Origin of the sequence: Streptomyces subrutilus (genome assembly GCF_001746425.1) — a bacterium.
GTDB classification, from domain to species: Bacteria; Actinomycetota; Actinomycetes; order Streptomycetales; family Streptomycetaceae; genus Streptomyces; species Streptomyces subrutilus_A.
This window is the reverse complement of the sequence record NZ_MEHK01000001.1, coordinates 1,341,605-1,366,174: the sequence shown is the minus strand read 5'-3', so window position 1 is coordinate 1,366,174 and position 24,570 is coordinate 1,341,605. Positions and strand designations below refer to the sequence as shown.

The 24,570-nt window shown below is 72.7% G+C and carries 26 protein-coding genes; 12 read left to right on the top strand and 14 right to left on the bottom strand.

What is annotated here, in order from left to right; genetic code table 11:
* Both BGK67_RS07100 and bioB read right to left on the bottom strand, forming a co-directional pair.
* The gene (locus tag BGK67_RS07100; protein WP_069919107.1) at positions 1 to 1,323 is read right to left on the bottom strand and encodes an adenosylmethionine--8-amino-7-oxononanoate transaminase; all 1,323 of its coding nucleotides are present in this window, start codon (positions 1,321 to 1,323) and stop codon (positions 1 to 3) included.
* On the bottom strand, positions 1,316 to 2,569 hold the full coding sequence (gene bioB, locus BGK67_RS07095) for a biotin synthase BioB (protein ID WP_069919106.1): 1,254 nt from the start codon (positions 2,567 to 2,569) through the stop codon (positions 1,316 to 1,318). Before bioB ends, BGK67_RS07100 begins: the two co-directional genes overlap by 8 nt.
* Before the next feature lie 156 nt (positions 2,570 to 2,725).
* Between bioB and BGK67_RS07090 the strand changes: the two genes are divergently transcribed.
* The gene (locus BGK67_RS07090; protein ID WP_069919105.1) at positions 2,726 to 3,898 is read left to right on the top strand and encodes an 8-amino-7-oxononanoate synthase; all 1,173 of its coding nucleotides are present in this window, start codon (positions 2,726 to 2,728) and stop codon (positions 3,896 to 3,898) included.
* Between the two features lie 4 nt (positions 3,899 to 3,902).
* Here the strand turns inward: BGK67_RS07090 and BGK67_RS07085 are convergent, their stop codons facing one another.
* Positions 3,903 to 4,124 (bottom strand): DUF397 domain-containing protein, encoded by a 222-nt coding sequence (locus BGK67_RS07085; RefSeq protein WP_069919104.1) that lies wholly within the window; start codon positions 4,122 to 4,124, stop codon positions 3,903 to 3,905.
* A gap of 13 nt (positions 4,125 to 4,137) precedes the next feature.
* Positions 4,138 to 5,022 (bottom strand): helix-turn-helix domain-containing protein, encoded by an 885-nt coding sequence (locus tag BGK67_RS07080; RefSeq protein WP_069919103.1) that lies wholly within the window; start codon positions 5,020 to 5,022, stop codon positions 4,138 to 4,140.
* Positions 5,023 to 5,218: 196 nt separating this feature from the next.
* Between BGK67_RS07080 and BGK67_RS07075 the strand changes: the two genes are divergently transcribed.
* From BGK67_RS07075 to BGK67_RS07040, 8 genes are all read left to right on the top strand, one after another.
* Positions 5,219 to 5,668, top strand: coding sequence for an ATP-binding protein (locus BGK67_RS07075; protein WP_069919102.1), 450 nt, complete (start codon positions 5,219 to 5,221; stop codon positions 5,666 to 5,668).
* A 346-nt stretch (positions 5,669 to 6,014) separates the two neighbouring features.
* On the top strand, positions 6,015 to 6,317 hold the full coding sequence (locus tag BGK67_RS07070) for an urease subunit gamma (RefSeq protein ID WP_069919101.1): 303 nt from the start codon (positions 6,015 to 6,017) through the stop codon (positions 6,315 to 6,317).
* Between the two features lie 14 nt (positions 6,318 to 6,331).
* Positions 6,332 to 6,643, top strand: coding sequence for an urease subunit beta (locus tag BGK67_RS07065; RefSeq protein ID WP_069919100.1), 312 nt, complete (start codon positions 6,332 to 6,334; stop codon positions 6,641 to 6,643).
* On the top strand, positions 6,636 to 8,357 hold the full coding sequence (locus tag BGK67_RS07060; RefSeq protein WP_069919099.1) for an urease subunit alpha: 1,722 nt from the start codon (positions 6,636 to 6,638) through the stop codon (positions 8,355 to 8,357). Before BGK67_RS07065 ends, BGK67_RS07060 begins: the two co-directional genes overlap by 8 nt.
* A gap of 13 nt (positions 8,358 to 8,370) precedes the next feature.
* Complete coding sequence (locus BGK67_RS07055; protein ID WP_069919098.1) at positions 8,371 to 9,045, top strand: urease accessory protein UreF; 675 nt, start codon at positions 8,371 to 8,373, stop codon at positions 9,043 to 9,045.
* Between the two features lie 23 nt (positions 9,046 to 9,068).
* A complete protein-coding gene (ureG, locus tag BGK67_RS07050; RefSeq protein ID WP_069919097.1) occupies positions 9,069 to 9,764 on the top strand; it encodes an urease accessory protein UreG in 696 nt (231 codons plus the stop codon).
* Entirely contained in the window at positions 9,761 to 10,552 is a 792-nt protein-coding gene (locus tag BGK67_RS07045; RefSeq protein ID WP_069919096.1) for an urease accessory protein UreD, read from the top strand. The genes ureG and BGK67_RS07045 overlap by 4 nt, the downstream gene beginning before the upstream one ends.
* 229 nt (positions 10,553 to 10,781) lie before the next feature.
* Positions 10,782 to 12,380 (top strand): alpha/beta hydrolase, encoded by a 1,599-nt coding sequence (locus BGK67_RS07040; RefSeq protein WP_069923689.1) that lies wholly within the window; start codon positions 10,782 to 10,784, stop codon positions 12,378 to 12,380.
* Positions 12,381 to 12,407: 27 nt separating this feature from the next.
* Here BGK67_RS07040 and BGK67_RS07035 read toward each other — a convergent pair whose 3' ends face one another.
* The 6 genes from BGK67_RS07035 to BGK67_RS07015 all read right to left on the bottom strand — a co-directional run bounded on the left by BGK67_RS07035 (position 12,408) and on the right by BGK67_RS07015 (position 17,735).
* Positions 12,408 to 13,118: a lysophospholipid acyltransferase family protein gene (locus tag BGK67_RS07035; RefSeq protein WP_069919095.1), complete on the bottom strand. Its 711-nt coding sequence runs from the start codon at positions 13,116 to 13,118 to the stop codon at positions 12,408 to 12,410.
* A 143-nt stretch (positions 13,119 to 13,261) separates the two neighbouring features.
* A complete protein-coding gene (locus BGK67_RS38745; RefSeq protein WP_167739552.1) occupies positions 13,262 to 13,420 on the bottom strand; it encodes a hypothetical protein in 159 nt (52 codons plus the stop codon).
* Between the two features lie 32 nt (positions 13,421 to 13,452).
* Positions 13,453 to 14,409 (bottom strand): cytochrome c oxidase assembly protein, encoded by a 957-nt coding sequence (locus tag BGK67_RS07030; protein ID WP_069919094.1) that lies wholly within the window; start codon positions 14,407 to 14,409, stop codon positions 13,453 to 13,455.
* Positions 14,410 to 14,498: 89 nt separating this feature from the next.
* Positions 14,499 to 15,524, bottom strand: a complete 1,026-nt coding sequence (locus BGK67_RS07025) for a 6-phosphofructokinase (protein WP_069919093.1) — start codon at positions 15,522 to 15,524, stop codon at positions 14,499 to 14,501.
* 215 nt (positions 15,525 to 15,739) lie between these two features.
* Complete coding sequence (locus tag BGK67_RS07020) at positions 15,740 to 16,468, bottom strand: type 1 glutamine amidotransferase (protein ID WP_069919092.1); 729 nt, start codon at positions 16,466 to 16,468, stop codon at positions 15,740 to 15,742.
* A 28-nt stretch (positions 16,469 to 16,496) separates the two neighbouring features.
* Positions 16,497 to 17,735 (bottom strand): MurT ligase domain-containing protein, encoded by a 1,239-nt coding sequence (locus tag BGK67_RS07015; RefSeq protein WP_069919091.1) that lies wholly within the window; start codon positions 17,733 to 17,735, stop codon positions 16,497 to 16,499.
* Between the two features lie 123 nt (positions 17,736 to 17,858).
* Between BGK67_RS07015 and def the strand changes: the two genes are divergently transcribed.
* A complete protein-coding gene (def, locus tag BGK67_RS07010) occupies positions 17,859 to 18,413 on the top strand; it encodes a peptide deformylase (RefSeq protein ID WP_069919090.1) in 555 nt (184 codons plus the stop codon).
* Between the two features lie 102 nt (positions 18,414 to 18,515).
* On the opposite strand, the gene BGK67_RS07005 is transcribed toward def, so the two are convergent.
* The gene (locus BGK67_RS07005) at positions 18,516 to 19,160 is read right to left on the bottom strand and encodes a TetR/AcrR family transcriptional regulator (protein ID WP_069919089.1); all 645 of its coding nucleotides are present in this window, start codon (positions 19,158 to 19,160) and stop codon (positions 18,516 to 18,518) included.
* A 206-nt stretch (positions 19,161 to 19,366) separates the two neighbouring features.
* On the opposite strand from BGK67_RS07005, the gene BGK67_RS07000 reads away from it, so the two are divergent.
* A complete protein-coding gene (locus tag BGK67_RS07000; RefSeq protein ID WP_069919088.1) occupies positions 19,367 to 20,596 on the top strand; it encodes an acyl-CoA dehydrogenase family protein in 1,230 nt (409 codons plus the stop codon).
* 46 nt (positions 20,597 to 20,642) lie between these two features.
* Here BGK67_RS07000 and BGK67_RS06995 read toward each other — a convergent pair whose 3' ends face one another.
* Both BGK67_RS06995 and BGK67_RS06990 read right to left on the bottom strand, forming a co-directional pair.
* Positions 20,643 to 21,410 carry an LppU/SCO3897 family protein gene (locus tag BGK67_RS06995; RefSeq protein WP_167739551.1) on the bottom strand — a complete coding sequence of 256 codons (768 nt, stop codon included), beginning with the start codon at positions 21,408 to 21,410 and terminating at the stop codon, positions 20,643 to 20,645.
* Positions 21,411 to 21,461: 51 nt separating this feature from the next.
* Positions 21,462 to 21,899: an SRPBCC family protein gene (locus tag BGK67_RS06990; protein WP_069923687.1), complete on the bottom strand. Its 438-nt coding sequence runs from the start codon at positions 21,897 to 21,899 to the stop codon at positions 21,462 to 21,464.
* 155 nt (positions 21,900 to 22,054) lie between these two features.
* Here BGK67_RS06990 and BGK67_RS06985 point away from each other — a divergent pair, with 155 nt between their 5' ends.
* The gene (locus tag BGK67_RS06985; protein ID WP_069919087.1) at positions 22,055 to 22,240 is read left to right on the top strand and encodes a DUF5999 family protein; all 186 of its coding nucleotides are present in this window, start codon (positions 22,055 to 22,057) and stop codon (positions 22,238 to 22,240) included.
* Between the two features lie 158 nt (positions 22,241 to 22,398).
* Here the strand turns inward: BGK67_RS06985 and BGK67_RS06980 are convergent, their stop codons facing one another.
* Positions 22,399 to 24,498, bottom strand: coding sequence for an ATP-binding protein (locus tag BGK67_RS06980; protein WP_244291164.1), 2,100 nt, complete (start codon positions 24,496 to 24,498; stop codon positions 22,399 to 22,401).
* Positions 24,499 to 24,570: the final 72 nt, after the last annotated feature.

The window sequence follows — 24,570 nt, the reverse complement described above, 5'->3', positions numbered from 1 at the left end:
TCAGCCTTCCCGCGCCGCCGCGCACACCGCTCGGCAGATCCGGGCGACATCGGTGTCGCCCGTGACGAACGGCGGCATGGTGTAGATCAGGTCGCGGAACGGGCGCAGCCAGACGCCCTCCCGCACCGCCGCCGCCGTGGCGGCCGCCATGTCGACCTCGTGGTCCAGCTGGACCACGCCGATCGCGCCCAGCACCCGTACGTCCCGTACGCCCGGCAGCCCGGCCGCGGCCGAAAGGCCCTCGCGCAGCCCCGCCTCGATCCGCTTGACCTCGGTCGCCCAGTCCTGGCCGAGCAGCAGCTCGATCGAGGCGAGCGCCACGGCCGTCGCCAGCGGATTGCCCATGAAGGTCGGCCCGTGGGCGAGCACCGGCACCTCGCCCCGGGAGATCCCGTCGGCCACCCGCTCCGTGCACAGGGTCGCCGCGAGCGTGAGGTAACCGCCCGTCAGTGATTTGCCGAGGCACATCACGTCCGGTGTGATCCCCGCGTGGTCCGCGGCGAAGAGCGCACCGGTGCGGCCGAAGCCCGTCGCGATCTCGTCCAGGATGAGGAGTACGCCGTACTCGTCGCACAGCTCGCGCAGCACCCGCAGGTGGGCGGGGTTGTGGAAGCGCATGCCGCCCGCGCCCTGCACCACCGGCTCCACGATCACCGCTGCCAGCTCGTCCGCGTGGGCGGCGATCAGGGACCGCAGGTGGTCCGTGTACGCCGGGTCCAGAGGGGTGTCGAAGTCCCCGCGCGGCGCGTCCGCGAACACCTGCCGCGGCAGGTGGCCCTGCCACAGCTCGTGCATGCCGCCCTGGGGGTCGCAGACGGCCATCGGCTGCCAGGTGTCCCCGTGGTAGCCGCCGCGCCAGGTCAGCAGCCGGGTCTTGCCCGTGCGGCCCAGGGAACGCCAGTACTGCAGGCACATCTTGACCGCGACCTCGACGGACACCGAGCCCGAGTCGGAGAGGAAGACGTGCTCCAGCCCCGGCGGGGTGATCTCGACGAGCTTCGCGGCGAGCCGGACGGCGGGCTCATGGGTGAGCCCGCCGAACATCACGTGCGACATCCGGCCCAGCTGGGTGGTCGCCGCCTCGTTCAGCACCGGGTGGTTGTAGCCGTGGATGGCCGACCACCAGGAGGACATGCCGTCGACGAGCTCCTCGTGGCCCTGCCCCTGGGACGGGTCGGCGAGCCGCAGCCGCACGCCCGAGGCGGAGGCGATGACCAGCGGCTCCTGCCGCCCGGGCATCGGGCCGTACGGGTGCCAGACGTGCTGCCGGTCCAGGGCGAGGAGTTCCGCGCCGGACAGCGGCGGGTCGAGCTGGTCAGGCATTGGGCGCGAGGTCCGTTCCCGCACCGCGGCGGCGGACCGCCACGAGGTCCGAGCGGACCTCGCCGGCATCGGCCCGCACCGGTACGGGCGCAGCTTCCGCGTGTCCGGAGCAGCCGCCGCAGGCCGAGCCGCAGCCCGCCCCGGACGCCGGGTCCGCCTCGCCGGCACCCGCCGGACCGCAGAGGGAGGCGCCGCCGCCGTGCGAGCCGCAGCCGCCCCCGGTGGCCGCTTCCGCGACGTCGGCCCGGTGGGCCGGGAGGGTGGCCGTACCGGCGCCCTCCACCTCGAAGCCGGCGTCCGCGATCATGTCGAGGTCCGCCTGGCCGGCCTGGCCCTCGCTGGTGAGGTAGTCGCCCAGGAAGATCGAGTTCACCAGGTGCAGGGCCAGCGGCTGCATGGAGCGCAGGTGCACCTCGCGCCCGCCCGCGAGCCGGACCTCGACGTCGGGGCAGACGAAGCGCACCATCGCGAGGATCCGCAGGGCGCGCTGGGGGGTGAGGTTCCACTCCTTGGCGAGGGGGGTGCCCTCGAACGGGATCAGGAAGTTGACCGGAACCGAGTCCGGGTCCAGCTCGCGCAGCGAGTAGACGACGTCGACGAGGTCCTCGTCGCTCTCGCCCATGCCCGCGATCAGACCGGAGCAGGCGGACAGGCCGGCGGCGTGCGCCTTCTGCACCGTGTCGACCCGGTCCGCGTAGGTGTGGGTCTTGGTGATCTGGCCGTACGTCGCCTCGGAGGTGTTGAGGTTGTGGTTGTACGCGTCCGCGCCCGCGTCGCGCAGCCGCTCGGCCTGGCCGTCGGAGAGCAGGCCCAGGCAGGCGCAGACCTCGACGCCCTCGTTCTGCTCCTTGATCGCGGCGATCGTCTTGCCGACGCGCTCCACGTCCCGGTCCGTCGGCCCGCGGCCGCTCGCGACCAGGCAGACGCGCTTCGCGCCGCCCGCGACACCGGCCGCCGCGGCCTGCGAGGCCTCCTCGGGCTTGAGCCAGGTGTACTTGAGGATCTCGGCCTTCGAGCCGAGGCGCTGCGAGCAGTAGGAGCAGTCCTCCGGGCACAGGCCCGACTTCAGGTTGACCAGGTAGTTGAGCTTGACCCGGCGGCCGAACCACTGGCGGCGCACCTTGCCGGCCGCGGCCACCACGTCGAGCAGTTCGTCGTCGGAAGTCGCCAGTACGGCGAGCGCCTCTTCGCGGGTCGGCAGCTCGCGCCGCAGCCCCTTGTCCACCAGGGTGTTCAGCAGGTCCATGAGGCCGATCCTGGACCACACCACCACTCCCGGCCAAGGAGAGATCGCACAACATGGCCGGATGGGAGTGTGTGTATCGCCACACCTGACACTCAAGTCGCGGCGGCTAGGGTCGGGCAGGTCTGTGGACTGCCGACAAAACACGAGGATCTGCCGATGCCCCAGCACACCCCCGATCCGGTGGACGTCTTCGCCTGGATCGATGCCGCGGAACGCGCCCGGGAAGCGGCGGGGCTGGTCCGTACGCTCCGCCCGCGGCCGGCGCTCTCCCCGCTGCTGGACCTCGCGAGCAACGACTACCTCGGGCTGTCCCGGCATCCGCAGACCGTGCGCGGCGCACGGGAGGCCGCCGAGTTGTGGGGTGGCGGAGCCACCGGTTCCCGTCTCGTGACGGGCACGACCGAGCTTCACGCGGAGCTCGAGCGGGAGCTCGCCGCCTTCTGCGGGTTCGAGGCCGCGCTGGTCCTCTCCTCCGGCTACGCGGCCAACCTCGCCGCGGTCACCGCGCTCGGCAACCGGGGCACGCTGGTCGTCTCCGACGCCGGGAACCACGCCTCGATCGTCGACGGCTGCCGCCTCGCGCGCGCCGAGACCGCCGTGATCCCGCACGCCGACCCGGACACCGCGCGCAAGACGCTCGCCGCGCACGGAGGCCGCGCGCTGCTGGTCACCGACTCGGTGTTCTCCGTCGACGGGGACGCAGCCCCGCTCGCGGACTACGCGGCGGCCTGCCGTGCCGAGGGCGCGGCCCTGCTGGTCGACGACGCGCACGGCCTGGGCGTGCTGGGGGAGGGCGGTCGCGGCGCGCTGCACGCCGCCGGACTCGCGGGCGATCCGGGGGTGGTGGCCACGCTCACCCTGTCGAAGTCGCTGGGCAGTCAGGGCGGCGCGGTGCTGGGTCCGGCCAAAGTCATCCGCCACCTGGTCAACACGGCGCGCACCTTCATCTTCGACACCGGCCTGGCCCCGGCCGCCGCGGGCGCGGCGCTGGCGAGCCTGCGCCTGCTCCGGCGGGAACCGGAGCGCGCCGCCCGCGCCCGCGAGGTGGCCGACCGGCTGTACGGGCGGCTCACCGCGTCCGGCCTGACCGCGGCCCGGCCGGACGCGGCCGTGGTGTCGGTACGGGCCCCCTCGGCCTCGGCGGCACTGCGCTGGGCCGCCGACTGCCGGGAGGCGGGACTGTCCGTGGGGTGCTTCCGGCCGCCGTCGGTGCCGGACGGTATCTCCCGGCTGCGGCTGACCGCCCGGGCCGATCTCACGGGGGAGGAGATCGATCGGGCCGTCGGAACGATTCTGCAGACCGCCCCGGCCGGAGCCGCGGACCGTTAGGACGTCAGTCGGCCACGTCCGTTCGTACGCTCGCGAGGAAGCCGGTCCAGGCCGGCCCGGTGAAGAGCACGGCCGGGCCGTCCGTCCGCTTGGAGTCGCGGACGGCCAGCAGGCCGCCGCCGAGGACGGCGGCTTCCACGCAGTTGTTCATTCCGGTGCTGCGGCTGCTCCGCAGCCACCGCGCGCTGATCAGAAGTCCGCCGGTGGATAAAGGGCTTGCGGACACGGGGGGTGCCTCCTTAGGCGTCGTCAGCGAGTGAGCTGATGAGATCCGACGAGTCCTGGGGCGGGAGGGCGTGCGCCTGAATGGTGCGGAACGCGGCGCTGTACGCCTCAAGGTCTTCCTTCCGCTCCAGATAGAGGCTACTCGTCAAATGGTCGAGTACCACCACGTCCAGATCGGCGATGTTCGGAAATGAGAAAATTACGAACGGCCCGGTGAGGCCGAGATGGCCTCCCACACTGAACGGCAGTACCTGGAGTCGGACTTGGGGCAGCCGTCCCACCTCCACCAGGTGCCTCAGCTGTCCCGCCATCACCCCCGGCCCGCCGATCTGGCGGCGCAGCACCGCCTCGTCCAGTACGGCACTCAGCTCCAGCGGCGGATCGACCCGCAGCACCTTCTGGCGCGCCATCCGGACCTCGACCAGCGCGTCCACCTTGGGCTCCGGCAGCCCGCCCAGCGCGGCCCGGGTCACCGCCCGCGCGTACCCGGCGGTCTGCAGCAGCCCGGGCACCACGGCCAGCTCCACCGTGCGCGCCGACCGGGCGCCCGCCTCCAGGCTGATGAAGTCCCGGTACTCCTGGGGCAGCAGCCCCCGGTAGTCGTGCCACCACTGGCGGCCCCGCCCGGTGTCGCCCCCCGGGCCGGGGCCGGCCGCGGAGGCCGAAAGCGCTTCCAGCAGGGCCCGCTGCTCGGGGCTCACGATCTCCCCGTACACGTCGAGGAGCAGGCGGATGTCCTCCGGCTTGACCCCGCTGCGCCCCGTCTCGATGCGGCTGATCTTCGACTGGTGCCATCCTGCGAACCGGGCCGCCTCACCACTCGTGAGACCGGACCGGTCGCGCAGGGCACGCAGTTCCTCGCCGAGCTTGCGCCGACGCACCGCGGGACCGTGCTGCATACCCGCCTCCTTCCACCGGCACAGCTCGCGCCAGTCTGCCGTCCAAATACGCTATTCCGTAGCAGAGTTCACCGCATTGAGCGACAGATATATGCATATCGTGGGGGAACGGCAGAAACGACGGGACGATGGGTGGCACTCTGGCGTCCAGCACAGATCCGGGGCGGCTCGCCCCGGTGGGAAAGGGACCGTCGCCATGGCAGATCACCAGGAAGCATCCGTCACTCTGCCGAGCGATCCCGCTTCGGTCGCCACCGCCCGCCGCTACGTCGCGGAGGTGCTGGCCGAATGGGGACTGCCCGATGACGACACCACCGCCGACAGCGTCCGGCTGATCGTCTCGGAGCTCGCCACCAACGCCGTGCAGCACACCTTCGGCCAGTCGCCCACCTTCACCGTCGGCATCCGGCTGGAGCGCGAGGAGTGGCTGCGCATCGGGGTGACCGACAGCCATCCGCGCTGGCCCAAGCGGCTTCCGGCCGCCGTCCAGCAGGACAACGGCCGGGGCATGGTCATCATCCGCTGGCTCACCGCGGAAGCGGGCGGCCGGCTCTCGGTCAGCCCCACCGAGGACGGCGGCAAGACGGTCTGGATCGCGCTGCCCTGGACGGTCGGCGCGGCGGCGCGGACCGCCACCGGCTGCTGATTGCGGGATGACGGGCCGGCTCCGGGCCGGCGCGGGCCCGGCAACCGGCCTTGCCCGCCGGCCGTATACGGAATCGCCATCCAGGGGTTCCGTGAGATGAACCGGGTGCCTTCCCGAAACGTGGGTTAACGCGGAGGAAAAGAGCGGCGCCTAGCGTGGCTCCACGTTCCTCTGCCAAAGAACACCCATCATCCGGTAAAGCGGCGGTGGTCGGGACGAAATGTCTTTCTCTGCGTCGGGCAAGACTTGGCCTGGCTCGGATATCCGCAGGTCAACTGCGCGTTGACGGCCGATAGGGTCGCCCCGGCGCGATGTCGGCCCCGTCCCGGAAACTTGGTGATGACCCGTGCAACTGACTCCGCACGAGCAGGAGAGACTGCTCATCCACGTGGCCGCGGACGTGGCCGCGCGGCGCCGGGCCCGCGGGGTGCTCCTCAACCACCCCGAGGCGATCGCGCTGATCACGTCGCACATCCTCGAAGGGGCCCGCGACGGGCGGACCGTGGCCGAGCTGATGTCCTCCGGCCGTACCGTGCTCGGCCGCGCGGAGGTCATGGAGGGGATCCCCGAGATGATCCACGACGTACAGGTCGAGGCCACCTTCCCGGACGGGACCAAGCTCGTCACCGTCCACGACCCGATCGTCTGAGGGGGAGTACCGCCATGATCCCCGGCGAGATCGCCTACGGGGACGGACCGGTGCGCCTCAACGAGGGCCGCCCCGTCACCCGCCTCACCGTGCTCAACGCCGCCGACCGGCCCGTCCAGGTCGGCTCCCACTACCACTTCGCCGAGGCCAACCCGGGCCTCGACTTCGACCGTTCCGCCGCCCGCGGGCTCCGGCTCAACATCGCCGCCGGCACCGCCGTACGGTTCGAGCCGGGCATCCCGGTCGCGGTGGAACTCGTCCCGCTGGGCGGACTGCGCACCGTGCCCGGACTGCGCGGGGAGACCGGGGGGCCGCTCGATGGCTGAGATCTCCCGCCCGGGGTACGCCGACCTTTTCGGGCCAACGGCCGGTGACCGGATCCGGCTGGCCGACACCGACCTCTTCGTCGAGATCGAGGAGGACCTCAGCGGCGGCCCCGGCCGGGCCGGCGACGAGGCCGTCTTCGGCGGCGGCAAGGTGATCCGCGAGTCCATGGGACAGGCCCGCACCACCCGGGCCGAAGGGGCGCCCGACACCGTCATCACCGGCGTCGTGATCCTCGACCACTGGGGCATCGTCAAGGCCGACCTCGGCATCCGCGACGGCCGTATCTGCGGCATCGGCAAGGCCGGCAACCCCGACACCATGGACGGGGTCGACCCCGCGCTCGTCATCGGCCCCGAGACCGAGATCGTCTCCGGCAACGGGAAGATCGTCACCGCCGGTGCCATCGACGCCCACGTGCACTTCATCTCCCCGACCGTGATCGAGGCGGCCCTCGCCTCCGGCATCACCACCCTCGTCGGCGGCGGCACCGGCCCGGCCGAGGGCACCAAGGCCACCACCGTCACCCCCGGGCCCTGGCACCTGGCCCGGATGTTCGCGGCCCTGGAGGCCCACCCCGTCAACATCGGCCTGCTGGGCAAGGGCAACACCATGTCCACCGAGGCCATGCACTCCCAACTGCGCGGCGGGGCGCTCGGCTTCAAGATCCACGAGGACTGGGGGTCCACCCCCGCCGTGATCGACGCCTGCCTCGGCGTCTGCGAGGAGACCGGGGCCCAGGTCGCCATCCACACCGACACGCTGAACGAGGCCGGCTTCGTCGCCGACACCCTCGCGGCCATCGCCGGACGGACCATCCACTCGTACCACACCGAAGGCGCGGGCGGCGGGCACGCCCCCGACATCATCACCGTGGTGTCCGAGCCCAACATCCTGCCCAGTTCCACCAATCCGACCCGGCCGCACACCGTCAACACCGTCGAGGAGCACCTCGACATGCTGATGGTCTGCCACCACCTCAACCCGGCCGTCCCCGAGGACCTCGCCTTCGCCGAATCCCGGATCCGGCCCTCCACCATCGCCGCCGAGGACGTCCTGCACGACCTCGGGGCCATCTCCATCATCTCCTCCGACTCCCAGGCCATGGGCCGGGTCGGCGAGGTCGTCCTGCGCACCTGGCAGACCGCCCACGTGATGAAGAAGCGCCGCGGCTTCCTCCCCGGCGACGGCCCCGCCGACAACCAGCGCGCCCGCCGCTACGTCGCCAAGTACACGATCAACCCCGCCGTCGCCCAGGGACTGGCTCGCGAGATCGGCTCCGTCGAGACCGGCAAACTCGCCGACCTCGTCCTGTGGCACCCCGCCTTCTTCGGCGTCAAGCCCGAACTGGTCATCAAGGGCGGCCAGATCGCCTACGCGCAGATGGGCGACGCCAACGCCTCCATCCCCACCCCGCAGCCCGTGCTGCCCCGGCCGATGTTCGGCGGCCACGGGCGGGCGCCCGGCCTGAACTCGCTCAACTTCACCGCCCAGGCCGCCCTCGACGACGGACTGCCCGACCGGCTCGGCCTCGGCAAGACCTTCGTGGCCATCGAGAGCACCCGCAAGGTCGGCAAGGCGGACATGCGCAACAACGACGCCATGCCCAGGGTCGAGGTCGACGCGGACACCTTCACCGTCACCATCGACGGGGAGGCCGTGGAACCGGCGCCCGCCGCGGAACTGCCCATGGCGCAGAGATACTTCCTCTTCTGATGGGCGCCGCCCGATGAGCCTCGCCGCACTGCTCGTCCTCGCCGACGGCCGCTTCCCCGCCGGCGGGCACGCCCACTCCGGCGGGGCCGAGGCCGCCTGCAAGGCGGGTCGGATCCACGACGCCGCCACCCTGGAGGACTTCTGCCGGGGGCGGCTGCACACCGCCGGGCTCACCGCCGCCGCCCTCGCTGCGGCGGCCGCACTCGGCCTCGACCCGGCGGAGCTCGACGCAGCCGCTGACGCCCGCACGCCCTCGCCCGCGCTGCGCACCGCCGCCCGGCGCCTGGGCCGCCAGCTCCTGCGGGCCGCCCGGGCCACCTGGCCCGCCGCCGAACTGGACGCGCTGGCCGCCGCGTTCCCGCACGGAGCCCACCAGCCCGTCGTGCTGGGCGTCACCGCCCGGGCGGCGGGGCTCGGGCCGCTCGATGCCGCGCACGTGGCCGCGTACGAGAGCGTCGGCGGGCCCGCGACCGCGACCGTGCGGCTGCTGGGCCTGGACCCCTTCGAGGCGAGCGGGGTCCTGGCCCGCCTGGCCCCCGCCCTCGACGCCGTCGCGGCCCGGGCGGCCGAGGCCGCGTACCGGGCCCGCGCGGAGGGCGCCGACGCCCTGCCCGCGGCCTCCTCGCCCTTGCTGGAGATCGCGGCGGAGGTCCATGCCGACTGGCCGGTCCGGCTCTTCGCTTCCTGACCACCCCCGAAGGAGAACCACCCATGCACCTCGACCACGCGGTGACCTACCCCCCTCGCCACACGCACAGCGCCGCGCCGCTCCGCGCCGACGGCACCCGGCGCGCCCTGCGCATCGGACTCGGCGGACCCGTCGGCTCCGGCAAGACCGCCACCGTCGCCGCGCTGTGCCGCGCCCTGCGCGCCGAACTGTCCATGGCCGTCGTCACGAACGACATCTACACGCGCGAGGACGCCGAGTTCCTGCTCCGCGAGGCCGTCCTGCCGCCCGAGCGGATCACCGCGGTGGAGACCGGGGCCTGCCCGCACACCGCCATCCGCGACGACATCTCCGCCAACCTGGAGGCCGTCGAGGAGCTCGAGGAGGCCTTCCGGGACTCCGGCCGGCTCGACCTGATCCTCGTCGAGTCCGGCGGGGACAACCTCACCGCCACCTTCTCGCGCGGGCTCGTCGACGCGCAGATCTTCGTCATCGACGTGGCCGGCGGGGACGACATACCGCGCAAGGGCGGCCCCGGCGTCACCACCGCCGACCTCCTCGTCGTCAACAAGACCGACCTCGCCCCGTACGTCGGCTCCGACCTCGGACGGATGGCCCGCGACGCGGCCGAACAGCGCGGTGGACTGCCCGTCGCCTTCCAGTCGCTGCGCGGCCCGGAGGGCGTGGCTCCGGTGGCCGCCTGGGTGCGCGAGCGGATCGCCGCCTGGGCCGTACGGTGACCAGCGCGACCCCCCTCACCCCCGCGGGCGTACGCGCCAGCGCCCGCGTCCACGCCGTCGCCGACGGCCGGGGCGGCACCGCCCTGCCGCTGCTGGCCGGGGAAGGACCGCTCGCGCTGCGCCGCACCCGGGGAACCGCCGCCGAGGCCGGGGTGATGCTGGTCGGCGCCATGAGCGCCCCGCTCGGCGGCGACCACCTCACCGTGGAGGCCACCGCCGGCCCCGGGGCGCGGCTCGCCCTCGCCTCGGCGGCGGCCACCCTGGCCCTGCCCGGCCGGGGCGGCGAGCCCGCCCGGTACGACGTGCTGCTGACCCTGGAGGACGGCGCGGCGGTGCGCTGGCTGCCCGAGCCGCTGGTCTCCGTACGCGGCAGCGACCTGCGGGTGCGCACCCGGGTGCACCTCGCCCCCACGGCCCGGCTGCTGCTGCGCGAGGAGCAGGTGCTGGGCCGCTGCGGCGAGGCCCCGGGCCTGCTGCGCAGCCGGCTCACCGCCACCCGCGGGGGCCGCCCGCTGCTGGACCAGGAACTGACCTGCGGGCCCGGAGCGCCCGGCGGCTGGGACGGCCCCGCAGGCCTGGCGGGCCACCGGGCGCTCGGCCAACTCCTCGTCGTGGACCCGGCCTTCGCCCAGGCGCCGCCCTCGGCGGGGGTGCTGGGCGAGTTCGCCGCGGTCACTCCGCTGGCCGGGCCGGCCGTCCTCGTGACAGCCCTGGCCCCGGACGCCCTGCGGCTGCGCGAACTGCTCGACGAGGCCGCCCGGACTTACGTCCCGTCGGCCCGGGCCTAGTTGGGACGGGACGCCGCACCGTTCAGCGGTACTCGCCTCTCCGGTTATCGGGTTGGCAAAGAAGTCGGCCCCGCTCTGTCGCGGGGCCGTGGAGAAGCGCGAGGATCCCCCTGCACGTCGGCCTGCACGTCGACGACCGAACTGACGCAGGGGGAACGACCACGTGATACGCAACGCGGCGCTGGGGAGCGCTGCCACACTGATCACCGGCACACTGGCGGCGGGCCTGATGCTCGCGCCGTCGGCCACGGCCGCCTCGGCCGGCCGCGACAACGGGGCCGCGGAAGCGGTGGGCGTCCGGATCGCCGCCGCCCGCGCCGCCCGCACCGGGATCGACTGGAAGGACTGCCCCGCCGACTGGGGCTTCGAGAAGCCCATCCAGTGCGGCTGGGTGAAGGTCCCGCTCGACTACACCAAGCCGTTCGGAAAGACCATCGACATCGCCGTCGACCGGATCGGCAACACGGGCACCAAGGAGGAGCGCCAGGGCGCGCTCATCTACAACCCGGGCGGCCCCGGCGGCTCCGGCATGCGCTTCCCGCGCCGGGTCACCACCAAGAGCCCGCTGTGGGTCAACGCCTCCAAGGCCTACGACTTCGTGGGCTTCGACCCCCGCGGCGTCGGCCACTCCGCGCCCATCTCCTGCATCGACCCGCAGGAGTTCGTCAAGGCGCCCAAGGCCGACCCGGTCCCGTCCAACGAGGCGGACAAGCTCGCCCAGCGGGCGCTCGCCGCCGCGTACGCGGACGGCTGCAAGGAGCGCAGCGGCGAGATGCTGCCGCACATGACCACGCCGAACACCGCGCGCGACCTCGACGTGATCCGCGCCGCCCTCGGCGAGCAGAAGCTGAACTTCCTCGGCGTCTCCTACGGCACCTACATCGGCGGGGTCTACGCGACCCTCTTCCCGACCCACGTGCGCCGCATGATCGTCGACAGCGTGGTCAACCCGGACCCGGACAACATCTGGTACGAGGCCAACCTCGGCCAGGACGTGGCCTTCCAGACGCGCTGGAACGACTGGCAGGACTGGGTCGCCAAGAACGACGCGGTCTTCCACCTCGGCGACACCCGCGCCAAGGTCGAGGCGAAGTACCAGGAGCTGCGCGCCGAGGCCAAGGCCAATCCGCTCGGCGGGGTCGTCGGCCCGGCCGAGCTCATCGGCTTCTTCCAGGGCGCTCCGTACTACGACTCCTCGTGGGTGCCCGTCGCCCAGACCTTCGCCGCCTGGGCCGCCGGTGACGAGCAGGCGCTGGTCGACGCCATCGCCCCGGACATGTCGGACACCCGGGGCAACGCGGCGTCCGAGAACGGCAACGCCGTCTACACCGCGGTCGAGTGCGCCGACGCCAAGTGGCCCACCAGCTGGGCCAGGTGGGACCGGGACAACACGAGGCTGCACCAGAAGTACCCGTTCCTGACCTGGTCGAACGCCTGGATGAACCTGCCCTGCGCGACCTGGAGGTCCAAGCAGAGCACCCCGATCGAGGTCGGTGCCAAGCGCGGTCTGGCGCCGGTGCTGATCGTCCAGTCCGAGCGGGACGCGGCCACGCCGTACGCGGGCGCGGTCGAGCTGCACCGCCGCCTCGCCGGCTCCCGTCTGATCACCGAGCAGAACGCCGGCTCGCACGGGGTCACCAGCCTGGTGAACCCCTGCGTCAACACCCGGGTCGACGCGTACCTGCTGACCGGCGAGGTCGACGCCAAGGACGTGAAGTGCGCTCCGCACGCCGCTCCGGTCGCCCCGGCCCCGGTCGCCGCGCTGTCGCTCGACCACGGCCCGGGCGCCGCGTGGCCGGCGCGCGAGGAACTCCCGGCCGTCCGCTAGGACCGGGACGTCCGAAGGGGAGGAGGCTCAGCGCGACCGGCGCCGGGCCTTCTTCCGTTCCTCCTCTTCCTCGGCCTTGACGTCGGCCGCGTACCGGTCGACGTACTCCTGGCCGGACAGTTCGAGGATGGCGTACATGATCTCGTCGGTCACGGCGCGCAGGACGGTCCGCTCGCCCTCCAGCCCGGCGTACCGGGAGAAGTCCATCGGCTCGCCGAAGCGGATCGTCACCCGCCGGATCTTCGGGATCTTCTTCCCGGGCGGCTGGATCTCGAAGGTGCCGACCATCGCGCACGGCACGACCGGCACCCCTGCTCCCAGCGCCATCGCGGCCACGCCGACCTTGCCCTTGTACAGGCGCCCGTCGTGCGAGCGGGTGCCCTCCGGGTAGATGCCCAGCAGCTCGTCCTTGGCCAGCACCCCCAGGCCCTCGCGCAGCGCCGCCTGGCCGGCGTTCTTGCCGGAGCGGTCCACGGGGATCTGCCCGGCGCTGCGGAAGAACGCGGCGGTGAGCCGCCCCTTGACCCCGGGACCGGTGAAGTACTCGGCCTTCGCGAGGAAGGTGATCCGCCGTTTGAGGATCGCGGGCATCAGGAAGTGGTCGGAGAACGACAGGTGGTTGCCCGCGACGATCGCGGCCCCCTCCGCCGGGATGTTCTCCAGACCCTCGATCCGCGGCCTGAACAGCAGCCGCAGCAGCGGACCGAGCAACACGTGCTTGAGCAAGTGGTAGAACACCAGGCCGCTCCCCTCCCTGGGCGGCGCGGTGCCGGCCGCCGCCGGACATGGCGAAGCAACCAGTCTAGGTGCGCTCACACGCACCGTCACGACCTGGCACGCACAGTCCGGCCCGACGGTTCAGCGGCGGCGGCCGCAGGGGCTCACCCGCCGCGTGAAGCGGCCATCCCCGCTGTCAACAGCCCCAGCACCACCCAGCCGAACCACAGCCAGCCGTTGCTGCCGAGAGCCACGGAATACGTGGCGACGGCCACCAGAGCGGCGAAGGTCATGACTGCCATCGCCTTAACGGATCCGGTCATGCTCCATGGTGCCGCGCGAAGGCCGTACTCCGCTACTGGCCACGCGCCTGGAGCGAGGCCAGATACGAGTTGTACGCCTCCAGCTCCTGGTCGCCGTCCCGGTCCGCGGCCCGGTCGGAGCGCTTCGCCGCCCGCTGCTCGGAGTGGTACCACTGGTAGACCAGCGCGATCAGCACCAGCACCGAGGGGATCTCGCTGAAGGCCCACGCGATGCCGCCGCCCCACTGCTGGTCGAGCAGCGCGTCGACGCGCAGCGAGGCGGGCGGGTCCGCGTACGTCTTGATCATCGGCTCGCTGGCCATCATCAGGGCGATGCCGAAGAAGGCGTGGAAGGGCATGCCGGCGAAGAGCTCCAGCATCCGCATCACGTAGCCGGGGCGGTGCGGCCCCGGGTCGATGCCCATGATCGGCCAGAAGAAGATCAGGCCGACCGCGAGGAAGTGCACCATCATCGCGATGTGCCCCGGCCTCGACTCCATCAGGAAGTCGAAGAGCGGGGTGAAGTACAGGCCGTAGAGGCTGGCGATGAACATGGGGATCGTGAACGCCGGGTGGGTGATGATCCGCATGTAGCGGCTGTGCAGCAGGATCAGCAGCAGCTCGCGCGGACCCTTGCTGCCGCGCGCGGCGGGCGGCAGCGCGCGCAGCGCCAGCGTCACCGGAGCGCCCAGCAGCAGCAGGATCGGGGTGATCATGCTGATCACCATGTGCTGGACCATGTGCACGCTGAACATGACCATGCCGTAGTCGTTGAGCTTGGTGCACATCACCAGCACCACGCTCAGCACGCCCAGCGTGAAGGCGATGGTCCGGCCCGGCGACCAGGAGTCCCCGCGACGGCGCAGCCGCAGCACGCCCCAGCCGTACAGCGCGAGCCCCAGCAGGCACGCGAAGAGGAAGAAGGGGTCGAAGGAGAACTCCAGCCCGCGCCCGAGAGTGAAGGGCGGCAGGTCCATGGTCATGCCCATGCCGTGCCCGTTGTGGTCCATCTGTTCACTCCCTTGACTGTGGCGCCCCACCACAGTAATGCCGCCCCCGCACGCTCCTGCGCGCGGGGGCGGCCGTAACGGGCATACGGTCACAGAACCGTCTGTGCCTCGTCGTAGCGCTCGGCCGGGACCGTCTTGAGGGTCGAGGTCGCCTCGGCGAGCGGGACCATCGCGATGTCCGTGCCGCGCAGCGCCGTCAGCATGCCGAACTCGCCGCGGTGGGCGGCCTCCACGGCGTGCCAGCCGAAGCGGGTCGCCAGGACCCGGTCGTACGCGGTGGGCGTGCCGCCGCGCTGCACGTGGCCTAGGATCACCGGGCGGGCCTCCTTGCCCAGGCGGTGCTCCAGCTCCACCGCGAGCCGGTTGCCGATGCCGGCGAACCGCTCGTGCCCGTACATGTCGACGCCCCCCTCCTCGAGGTCCATCGAGCCGGGCCGCGGCTTGGCGCCCTCGGCGACCACCACGATCGCGAACCGCTTGCCCGCCGAGAACCGCTCGCCGACGATCGCCGTCAGCTCCTCGATGTCGAAGGGGCGCTCCGGTACGACGATCGCGTGCGCGCCGGCCGCCATCCCCGAGTGCAGGGCGATCCAGCCGGTGTGGCGGCCCATGACCTCCACGACCATCACGCGCTGGTGGGACTCGGCGGTGGTCTTCAGCCGGTCCAGCGCCTCGGTGGCGACCCCGACGGCGGTGTCGAAGCCGAAGGTGACGTCGGTGGACGCGATGTCGTTGTCGATGGTCTTGGGGACGCCGACGATCGGCAGCCCCGCCTGCGAGAGCAGGTTCGCGGCCTTCAGGGTGCCCTCGCCGCCGATCGGGATGATCGCGTCGAGGCCGAGGTCGGCGACGTGGCCGCGGGCGCGCTCCACACCGTCGCGCAGGTGCGCGGGCTGCACCCGGGAGGAGCCGAGGATGGTGCCGCCGCGGGCGAGGATGCCGGCCACCGCGTCGAGGTCGAGCTTGCGGTAGTCCGCCTCCAGCAGGCCCTTCCAGCCGTCGAGGAAGCCGATCACCTCGTCGCCGTGGTCGACGACGGCGCGGTGCACGACGGAGCGGATGACTGCATTCAGGCCGGGGCAGTCGCCACCGGAAGTGAGCACACCAATGCGCATGGCAGGAAGAGACCTTTGCAACGTGGGCCGACGACCGGACCACGTCGTCCGGTTGGAACTACGGCCACCCTACAAGCGGTGGAGCGGTGGACTGAACCATCCTCCACATGCTGGTCGCACACGTCGTACGAAACGACGTCGGCCCGGTTCCCCCTAGGGAAAACCGGGCCGAACACATGATGGCGGGGCCGCCCCGATGAGCGGCCCGCAGGGCGCTACGCGGGCTGCGTCGCCGCCGCGATGCGCTCCGCGCGCAGCGCCTCGTACCACCGGTCGTCCATGGCCGGCAGCGCGTTCACGTCGAGGGCCAGCTTCAGCAGCAGGTCCGCGATCTGCGGGTTGCGGGCCAGCACGGGCCCGTGCATGTAGGTGCCGAACACCGTGTCGTTGTACGCGCCTTCGGTGCCGTCGCCGGTGCCGTTGCCGCGGCCCATGCTCACGCGGGCGAACGGCCGTGCCGTCGGTCCGAGGTGCGTGACGCCCTGGTGGTTCTCGAAGCCCGTCAGCTGCGGCAGGCCGAGGCGCGGGTCGATGTCGGCGAGGACGTCTCCGACGCACCGCTCGCCCTCACCGCGGAGGGTGACCACGTCCAGCAGGCCGAGGCCCTCCTGGCGCTGCCCCTGGTCGTTGACGAACTCCTTGCCGAGGATCTGGTACCCGGCGCAGACGGAGAAGACGATCGCCCCGTTCGAGACGGCGCGCTCCAGCCCGCCGTCGCGCAGCAGGCGCTCGGCGGCCAGGCGCTGCGGCCGGTCCTCGCCGCCGCCGATCAGGTAGATGTCGCCCGAGGTGGGGATCGGCTGGTCGCTGCGCACGTCCACGCGCTGCACGTCCAGGCCGCGCTGGCGCGCCCGGCGCTCCACCACGAGGGCGTTGCCCTGGTCTCCGTACGTGCTGAGCAGGTCGGGGTAGACCCACACCAGACGCAGGCTGTTGTCGCTCATGCTCTTGTCCTCTGCGGTTCTGAGGGGGCTAGTTGCCGACGCGGCGGCGCACGTCCTGGAAGGCGGTGTAGTTGGCGATCAGCTCGATCTGTCCGGGCGGCGCCAGCTGCACGGCCTCGTCGAGGGTCTCGCACACCCGGAAGTCCAGGCCCGCGACCTCGAGGCGGACCGCGAGGTCCAGCTTGCGGTCGCCGATCACGAAGATCGGGTGGCCGGCCAGGCGCGGGTAGTCCACGTCCCACAGCCAGGAGGTGTCGGTGCCGTCGGCGCCGCGGGCGTTCACCGAGAGGATCACCGGGGTCGGCGGCGGATCGATCAGCGAAAACGTTTCGAGCCAGCCCGCCGGGTTCTTCGCGAGCAGCAGCCGCAGCTCGCGGCCCTGGAAGTTCACCACGTCGTAGCGGCCGGCGACGGCCTGCACCTGGTACATCCGCTCCAGCGCGACCTGCGGCGGGACGCCGAAGACGGCGGCGACGGCGGCCGAGCTGGCGGCGTTGGCCTTGTTGGCGCGGCCCGGCAGCTGGAGGTGGATGGGCCAGGCCGAACCGTGCGGGTCCAGGACGTGGTCGCCGGAGAGCACCCAGCTCGGCGTGGGGCGGCGGAAGCCGCACTCGCCGCAGAACCAGTCGTCGCCCGGGCGCTGCATGACACCGCCGCAGGAGGGGCACGACCAGGCGTCGTCCTTCCACTCCTGGCCGGCCGCGACCCACACCACGTTCTGCGAGGAGGAGGCCGACCAGACGATCAGCGGGTCGTCGCAGTTCGCGACGATCACGGCCTTGGAGCCCTGGAGCCCCTCGCGCCACTTCTCGGCGAGCATGCGGGTCTCGGCGGCCCGGTCCAGCTGGTCGCGCGAGAGGTTCAGCAGGGCGATCACCTTGGGGGTGACGTCGCGGGCCACACCGGCCAGGTACTTCTCGTCGACCTCGATGACGCCGTACTTGGCGTCCGAGCCGCCGGCCAGGGCGGAGGTGATGCCGGCCGGCATGTTCGCGCCGAGCGCGTTGGAGACGACCGGACCGCTGGCCCGCAGGGCCTCCGCGATCAGCCGGGTCGTCGTGGTCTTGCCGTTCGTCGCGGAGACGAGGACGACGTCGAGATGCTGCGCCAGCGCGCCGAGGAGATCGGGGTCGAGCCTGAGTGCGACCTTGCCGCCGATCACCGATCCGCTTCCGCGTCCCGCGGCCCGCGACACCGCCGCCGCGGCCTTGCCCGCCGTCACGGCCAGCTTGGCCCGCGGCGAAAGCGGCTCCGTGTTGCCTGCCATCGTCCCTTGTCCTCCTTGCGTCGGTCGGCCCCAGCCTATCCAGTAGCGGCCGGGGCCTTGACCGCGGCGCCCCCACACCACGGCAGATCTCCTCATATATTCGCCCGTCGTACCCTTACGGCCATGCGACAGCGCCCCATCCCCGGTACCACCGGCATCGTCCGCACCATGAGCCTGCTGGGCGATCCGGTGCTCCATTCCGCTTGCGCGGAGGTCACCGAGTTCGGCCCCGAACTCGACCGGCTCATCGAGGACATGTTCGCGACGATGTACGCGGCGCAGGGCGTCGGCCTCGCCGCGAACCAGATCGGGGTCGGGCAGCGGGTCTTCGTCTACGACTGCCCCGACGACGAGGACGTCCGCCACGTCGGACACATCGTCAACCCGCGGCTGGTCGAGGCCGACGGGGTCGAGTTCCTCGGGCCCGAGGGCTGTCTGTCCCTGCCGGGGCTGGAGGCGGGCACGGCCCGCTTCGACCGGGCCGTGGTCGAAGGTGTCACCTCGGACGGGGCGGCCCTGCGGATCGAGGGGACCGGGTTCTTCGCCCGCTGCCTCCAGCACGAGTGCGATCACCTGGGCGGGACGGTGTACGCGGACCGCGTGACGGGGCTGCGGGCCCGTCGCCTGCGGCGGGCGATCCGGAAGACCTCCTGGGGGGCCGGGGCGCTGCGCGGCTGAGCCCGGGTGCGCCGGGATTCGGGGCTCCGTTCCGGACCCCGCGCCGCGAACGCCGGCGGGGCCGGGTTCGGCTCCGCCGCGGCGGCGTGCGGCCGCGCGTGGTCAGAAGCCCGGGCCGTCTTCTCGGTTGCCGGCCGTGGCCAGGCGGCCCCAGAGCAGGTCCGTGAGGCCCGTGACCAGGTCGGCCCGGTCGCAGGGGCGTTCGCCGAGCCACCAGTCGCCCGCCGCGTGCATCATGCCGACGATGCCGTGGCCCCAGACCCGGGCGAGGCGTTCGCCGCCCGGGCCGAGGTCGACCCGCTCGCCGATCACCTTCGCCAGCTCCTCGCCGAGGCGGCGCAGCAGCGGTGCCGAGTGCAGGCCCACGTCGAAGCCCCGCTCGGTGCTCTGGGAGTCCTCGGCCGGGTGCATCAGGAAGCGGTAGACCTGCGGGCGGGCCTCGATGGCGGCCAGGTAGGTGTCGAGGGTGGACTCCACCCGGCGCCGGCGCTCGGCCGGGGCGTCGAGCGCGGCCCGCAGCGAGTCGAGCAGCGCGTCGGTGTGCCGTACGGCGAGGGCCTGGTAGAGACCGGCCTTGTCGCCGAAGTGCCGGTAGAGGATTGGCTTGGTGATGCCCGCCTCGGCCGCTATGGCGTTCATGGAGGCCTTGGGGCCGTCCCTGAGCACCACCCGGTCGGCGGCTTCGAGCAGCTCCCGGCGACGGCGCTCGCCCGCTCCCGGCTCGCCTGGCTGCTGCGTGGTCTCCATGATGTCTTTCTCTCCCCGCCCTTGCGATGTGCGTGACGCCCACGCAACGTAACACCCCGCACACCCTCGCGATCGAATCGGCGGGAGCCGGGGCCTTCGCGCACCGTCCCGGCTTGACACTGCTTACTGACCGGTAACAGACTGTGTCCACGTGTGGGTTACCGCTAGTAACACACCAGCGACGAGCACAGACAGGTGGAGGGGACATGGCGGAGTTCACCATGGAGCTCAACGACGACCAGAAGCAGGTGCGGGACTGGATCCACGGCTTCGCCGCCGACGTGATCCGCCCCGCCGCCGCGGAGTGGGACGAGCGCGAAGAGACTCCCTGGCCCGTCATCCAGGAAGCCGCCAAGGTCGGCATCTACTCGCTGGACTTCTACGCCCAGCAGTTCTTCGACCCTACGGGCCTCGGCATCCCGATGGCCATGGAAGAGCTCTTCTGGGGCGACGCGGGCATCGCCCTGTCCATCGTCGGCACCGGGCTCGCGGCGATCGGCGTCGTCGCCAACGGCACCGAGGAGCAGATCGGCACCTGGATCCCGCAGATGTACGGCACCCCCGACGACGTGAAGGTCGCCGCCTTCTGCTCCTCCGAGCCGGACGCGGGCTCCGACGTCGGCTCCATGCGGACCCGGGCCGTCTACGACCAGGCCAAGGACGAGTGGGTGCTGAACGGCACCAAGACCTGGGCGACCAACGGCGGCATCGCCAACGTCCACATCGTCGTCGCCGTGGTCGACCCGGAGCTCGGCACGAAGGGCCACGCCTCCTTCATCGTGCCGCCGAACACCCCGGGCCTGTCCCAGGGCCAGAAGTTCAAGAAGCACGGCATCCGCGCCTCGCACACCGCCGAGGTGGTGCTGGAGGACGTGCGGATCCCCGGCTCCTGCCTGCTCGGCGGCAAGGAGAAGCTCGACGAGCGGCTCGCACGGGCCCGCGAGCGGGCCCGCAGCGGCGGGGGCGAGCGCGTGAAGAACGCGGCCATGGCCACCTTCGAGGCCTCCCGGCCGGCGGTCGGCGCCATGGCCGTGGGGACGGCGCGCGCCGCGTACGAGGTGGCCCTGGAGTACGCGAAGACGCGCACCCAGTTCGGCCGCCCGATCATCGACAACCAGGGCGTGGCCTTCCAGCTCGCCGACATGCGCACGCAGATCGACGCGGCGCGGCTGCTGGTGTGGCGGGCGTCCTGGATGGCGGTGGCGGGCCGGCCGTTCACCTCGGCGGAGGGCTCCATGTCGAAGCTCTTCGCGAGCGAGGTCGCCAAGAAGGTGACCGCCCAGGCGGTCCAGATCCTCGGCGGAAACGGGTTCACCCGGGAGTACCCGGTGGAGCGCATGCACCGCGACAGCGCCATCTACACGATCTTCGAGGGGACCAGCGAGATCCAGCGGCTGGTGATCGCCCGCACCATCTCGGACATGCCCATCCGCTAGGCGGCGCAGCACGGTGTCGGGCACCACCGGACCGGGGTGCACAGCACTAGGGGCGCAGCGGCAGCGGCCGCAGGCAGGAGGAGGCCGGGCCGTCCGGGCGCTCCCTCAGGTGGGTGATGTACTCGCCGTCCGCGCAGCGCGCGCCCGTGTGGTCCAGGTGTCCGGTGACCTCGTACTGGGCGAAGCCCGCCTTGCAGTCCGTGACCACCAGGGCCTGGTTCTTCCAGTCGCCCTCGTTGCGCACGCACTGGCCCACCTGCAGGACCGCCTCCTCGTCGTCCCCGTTCAGCGTGGAGACGAGGATGAGGGTGGGGATCGCGAGGACCGCGAGGACCAGGGGTACGAGGAAGGCCAGCGCCGGGGGCCGCAGCCACAGCGACCTGCCGGGGTCCAGCGGGGCCATCACCCCGCCCGTCGGCGGTCCGAGCCGGCACAGCTTCCCCCACGGGCCGAGGTTCACCAGCAGGGTGATCGGCGCGATGACCACCGACAGGGGGCTCCACCAGCCCTGCCACAGGGGCCGCGCCGACATCTCGCGGACGGTGGCGACCCCGCAGTCGCGGCAGAACGGCCCCTTGCGGCTGCGGAACCGCATGAGCACGACCAGGCCCTGGTGTCCGTACACCGTGGTGTCCGCGACGGGCAGCGACCCGCAGACGCGGCAGCCGTACGCGCCCTGCTCCGGCGTGAGGGCGTACGGGGCCTGCGCGGAGGCCGGGGCGTACGGGGCCTGTGGGACGTACGGAGCCTGCGGGGCGTGCCCCGGGTACGGGCCGGCCGGCTGGTGCGGGTACGGCGGTGGCGGGGTGGCCACGGAGATCCCCCTCGGTTCTCGCGTTCGTCACCGGTCGGTGACGGAGGAACCCTAACGGCGCAACAGCCCGCGCAGGGCACGGGAGAAGAGCAGCCGGCCGGCCAGCGCGACCGCGGGATCCAGCACGCGGGGCAGGCCCCGCAGGCGCAGGTCCTCGCGCCAGTGGATCTCGCTGCCCCCGGCCGCGAGGGGGCGGATCTCGATCTCCGCCCAGCCCGTCACCGTCCGCCCGCGCTTCACCAGTCGGACGAACCCGCCCCTCCCCGCCGCGGGAGGCCGCCAGACGACGACCTCCATCGGGTCGTCGAATGTGATCCGGCCCACGCCCGTGCGTGCCGTGAAGACCGTCCCGACCCGCGTCGGCGGCGCCGTCTCGATGATCGTCCGGGTGAGGGGGACGCGTTCCCCGTGGCGTTCCCAGTCCGTCAGCCGGGACCATGCCCCGGCCGGCTCGAGCGGGGTGCGGTGAATGATCCGGATACCGGGCATGAGCGCATGGTAATCGGGCATACACACCCTGAACTGGACGGCGAATATGGGTTCCGTCCAGGGGTGGCGATCGGCAATACTCACCGCCACCGTGGATCGCGGATTCGACCGGGTGACCACCGGCCCTCCCGCCCCACTTCGCGAGGAGGTGCGCCATGTGCTCCCACCAGCCCCCCTGCCCGCCCGCCGACAGCGCCGACCGTGACGCCGCCCGCACCGTGGCCTTCCACCCGGAACAGGGCTGGAGCCTGCTCTGCAACGGCGTCATGGTCTTCGACGACACCGGTGAACTGCTCCCCGACGGCCGAACGGTGGAACCCCGCCGCCCGGCCCTGGTCTGAGCCAGGAGGCAGCATGCGCCAGCAGCTGATCCGCAAGCCCGTCCCCAAGCCCGCCCCCCGAGACCTGGACCTGCGCACACCGTCGGGCAGACCCCTCCCGTACTGACGGGAGCCCCGACCGCGCCGGTTCACAGCCCCGGCCGCCCACCGGCCTGCGATCAGCCGGTGGGCGCAGCCGCGCCGCACCGGAACGCCGTCTCGTAGGCGGCGTCGCCGATCGCCGCCCTGGCCTGGCGCTCGCCCTGGTCCCGCAGGGCCGTCAGCGAGGGCGAGCCGCCCATCTGCGGCCTGCCGACCGTGCGCCACCAGGCGTGTCCGGTGCCCAGCAGTCGCGCCGCCAGCTCGCCGTCGCCGAGCCCCGCCACCGCCGCGGCCAGCACGTCCAGCCCCAGCGCGATCCCGAACCGGTCGCCGAGCAGCCGTTTGCCCGACAGCATGGCCCGCACGTGCCGGGCCGACTCCCCGTGGTCGCCGAGGCCCAGCGCGGCCACCGCCAGGATGTAGTCGGCGTAGGCCCGCAGCCAGCGCTCGCCCAGCTCCACGCAGGCCTCCCGCAGCGACAGCGCCTCCTGGGCGGCCTCGTCGAAGCGCCGGAGGTCGCAGAGCGCGTAGCCGGTGGCCAGCTTGCACAGCAGCCAGCCGGCGCCGCTGGTCCGCCCGCCGTGGCCCGCCCGCGCCCGCGGACCGGCCAGCGTGAGGGCCCGTACGGGGTCGCCGGGCATCAGCAGCGACACGGCGTGCAGATAGGCCGCGCGCAACTCCCGTTCGGGGTCGGCGAGATGGGCCGCGCCCTTCGCGCACTCCGCGCCGATCCGCCGGGCGGTGACCAGGTCGCCCTGGAGCAGGGCGGTGAGCCCGAGGGCCCACAGGGCCTGGTTGTAGGCGGCTCCCGCGGGCAGCGTGGTGCCCAGGGCCCGTTCCAGGAAGGCCCGGCCCTCGTGCACGTGCCCGCACGCGAACCAGTGGAACCACAGCGCCCCGGCCATCTCCAGCGCCGCCACCGGGTCGGAGCCGAGCAGGTGCTCCAGGGCCGTGCGCAGCTGTGCGTGCTCGGCGGTCATCCTGCGGTACCAGTCCACCTGGTCGGGGCCCAGCCAGCCCCGGTCGGCGGCCTGGGAGAGCGCCGCGTACCAGTGGGCGTGCCGGTCGGCGACGACCTCCGACTCCCCGAGCTCGCCCAGCCAGTCGTGCCCGTACTCGCGGATCGTGTCCAGCATCCGGTACCGCGTCCCGGCGCCCCGCTCCTCGGTGCACCGCACCACCGACTTGGCGACCAGGCCCGCCAGGGCCCGCTCCACCCGGGAGGCGGACAGCGGGCCGCCCGCGCACACGGCGCGGGCGGCGGCGGCGTCGAAGTCCCCGGTGAAGACCGAGAGCCGGGCCCACAGCAGCCGTTCCAGCGGCTCGCACAGCTCGTGGCTCCAGCCGATCGCGGTCCGCATCGTCCGGTGCCGGGGAGCCAGCGCGGACCGGCCGTCGGTGAGCACGTCGAAGCGCCGGCCGATCCGCTCGGCCATCTGCTCCAGCGTCCACCGCCGCATCCGGGCGCCGGCCAGTTCCAGGGCGAGCGGGATCCCGTCGAGGCGGCGGCACAGCTCGGCGGCGATCGCGGTCCGGCGGGGGTCCTCGAAGGCCGCCGCGGCCCGCGGGGTCGCGGTGAGGGCGCGGGCGCGGAACAGGGCGAGGGCGTCGCTGCCGGGTCCCTCGCAGGGCAGCGGCCGCACCTCGACGACCTCCTCGCCGGGGGATCCCAGCGGCTCCCGCGAGGTGATCAGGACCGTCAGGCCCGGTGCGGACTGCAGGAGTTCGCCCAGCAGGTGGCGGCAGCGGGCCACCAGGTGCTCACAGGTGTCGAGGACGAGGAGGAGCTCCTTGTCGGCCATCCACGCGCACAGCTCCTCGTCGAGGGGGCGGGGGGAGCGGTCGGCGAGTCCGACGGCGTGGGCGACGGCAGCGGTGAGGAGCGCGGGGTCGCGCAGCGGCGACAGCTCCACCCACCACACGCCGTCGCGCAGTCCCCGGCCGGCCGCGGCGGCGGCACGCAGGGCGAGCCGGGACTTCCCGACACCGCCCACCCCGGTGAGGGTGATCAACCTACGTTCACTCAACAGGCGGTCGAGAAGGCCGAGTTCGCTCTCCCGGCCGACGAAGCTCGCCGATTCCGGCGGCAGGTTTCCCGGCACGGTGCCCGAGTCTGGCTCAGCGCCGCCGCCCGTGGATCCTGCCTGACTGTTGTTGACCGAGTACTCACCGAACACGGATGTATTGTGCGTGATCTTCTTTCCCGGCAGTGCCGTTCAGTCCGGATCGCTGTCCGGTCCCACGCCCTG

Excerpts from the sequence above, each read along its gene's own strand:
- BGK67_RS07100 (WP_069919107.1), bottom strand. The coding sequence starts at position 1,323 with ATGCCTGACCAGCTCGACCCGCCGCTGTCCGGCGCGGAACTCCTCGCC.
- bioB (WP_069919106.1), bottom strand. The coding sequence starts at position 2,569 with ATGGACCTGCTGAACACCCTGGTGGACAAGGGGCTGCGGCGCGAGCTG.
- BGK67_RS07090 (WP_069919105.1), top strand. The coding sequence starts at position 2,726 with ATGCCCCAGCACACCCCCGATCCGGTGGACGTCTTCGCCTGGATCGAT.
- BGK67_RS07080 (WP_069919103.1), bottom strand. The coding sequence starts at position 5,022 with ATGCAGCACGGTCCCGCGGTGCGTCGGCGCAAGCTCGGCGAGGAACTG.
- BGK67_RS07075 (WP_069919102.1), top strand. The coding sequence starts at position 5,219 with ATGGCAGATCACCAGGAAGCATCCGTCACTCTGCCGAGCGATCCCGCT.
- BGK67_RS07065 (WP_069919100.1), top strand. The coding sequence starts at position 6,332 with ATGATCCCCGGCGAGATCGCCTACGGGGACGGACCGGTGCGCCTCAAC.
- BGK67_RS07060 (WP_069919099.1), top strand. The coding sequence starts at position 6,636 with ATGGCTGAGATCTCCCGCCCGGGGTACGCCGACCTTTTCGGGCCAACG.
- BGK67_RS07055 (WP_069919098.1), top strand. The coding sequence starts at position 8,371 with ATGAGCCTCGCCGCACTGCTCGTCCTCGCCGACGGCCGCTTCCCCGCC.
- ureG (WP_069919097.1), top strand. The coding sequence starts at position 9,069 with ATGCACCTCGACCACGCGGTGACCTACCCCCCTCGCCACACGCACAGC.
- BGK67_RS07040 (WP_069923689.1), top strand. The coding sequence starts at position 10,782 with ATGCTCGCGCCGTCGGCCACGGCCGCCTCGGCCGGCCGCGACAACGGG.
- BGK67_RS38745 (WP_167739552.1), bottom strand. The coding sequence starts at position 13,420 with ATGACCGGATCCGTTAAGGCGATGGCAGTCATGACCTTCGCCGCTCTG.
- BGK67_RS07030 (WP_069919094.1), bottom strand. The coding sequence starts at position 14,409 with ATGGACCACAACGGGCACGGCATGGGCATGACCATGGACCTGCCGCCC.
- BGK67_RS07025 (WP_069919093.1), bottom strand. The coding sequence starts at position 15,524 with ATGCGCATTGGTGTGCTCACTTCCGGTGGCGACTGCCCCGGCCTGAAT.
- BGK67_RS07020 (WP_069919092.1), bottom strand. The coding sequence starts at position 16,468 with ATGAGCGACAACAGCCTGCGTCTGGTGTGGGTCTACCCCGACCTGCTC.
- BGK67_RS07015 (WP_069919091.1), bottom strand. The coding sequence starts at position 17,735 with ATGGCAGGCAACACGGAGCCGCTTTCGCCGCGGGCCAAGCTGGCCGTG.
- def (WP_069919090.1), top strand. The coding sequence starts at position 17,859 with ATGCGACAGCGCCCCATCCCCGGTACCACCGGCATCGTCCGCACCATG.
- BGK67_RS07005 (WP_069919089.1), bottom strand. The coding sequence starts at position 19,160 with ATGGAGACCACGCAGCAGCCAGGCGAGCCGGGAGCGGGCGAGCGCCGT.
- BGK67_RS07000 (WP_069919088.1), top strand. The coding sequence starts at position 19,367 with ATGGCGGAGTTCACCATGGAGCTCAACGACGACCAGAAGCAGGTGCGG.
- BGK67_RS06990 (WP_069923687.1), bottom strand. The coding sequence starts at position 21,899 with ATGCCCGGTATCCGGATCATTCACCGCACCCCGCTCGAGCCGGCCGGG.
- BGK67_RS06985 (WP_069919087.1), top strand. The coding sequence starts at position 22,055 with ATGTGCTCCCACCAGCCCCCCTGCCCGCCCGCCGACAGCGCCGACCGT.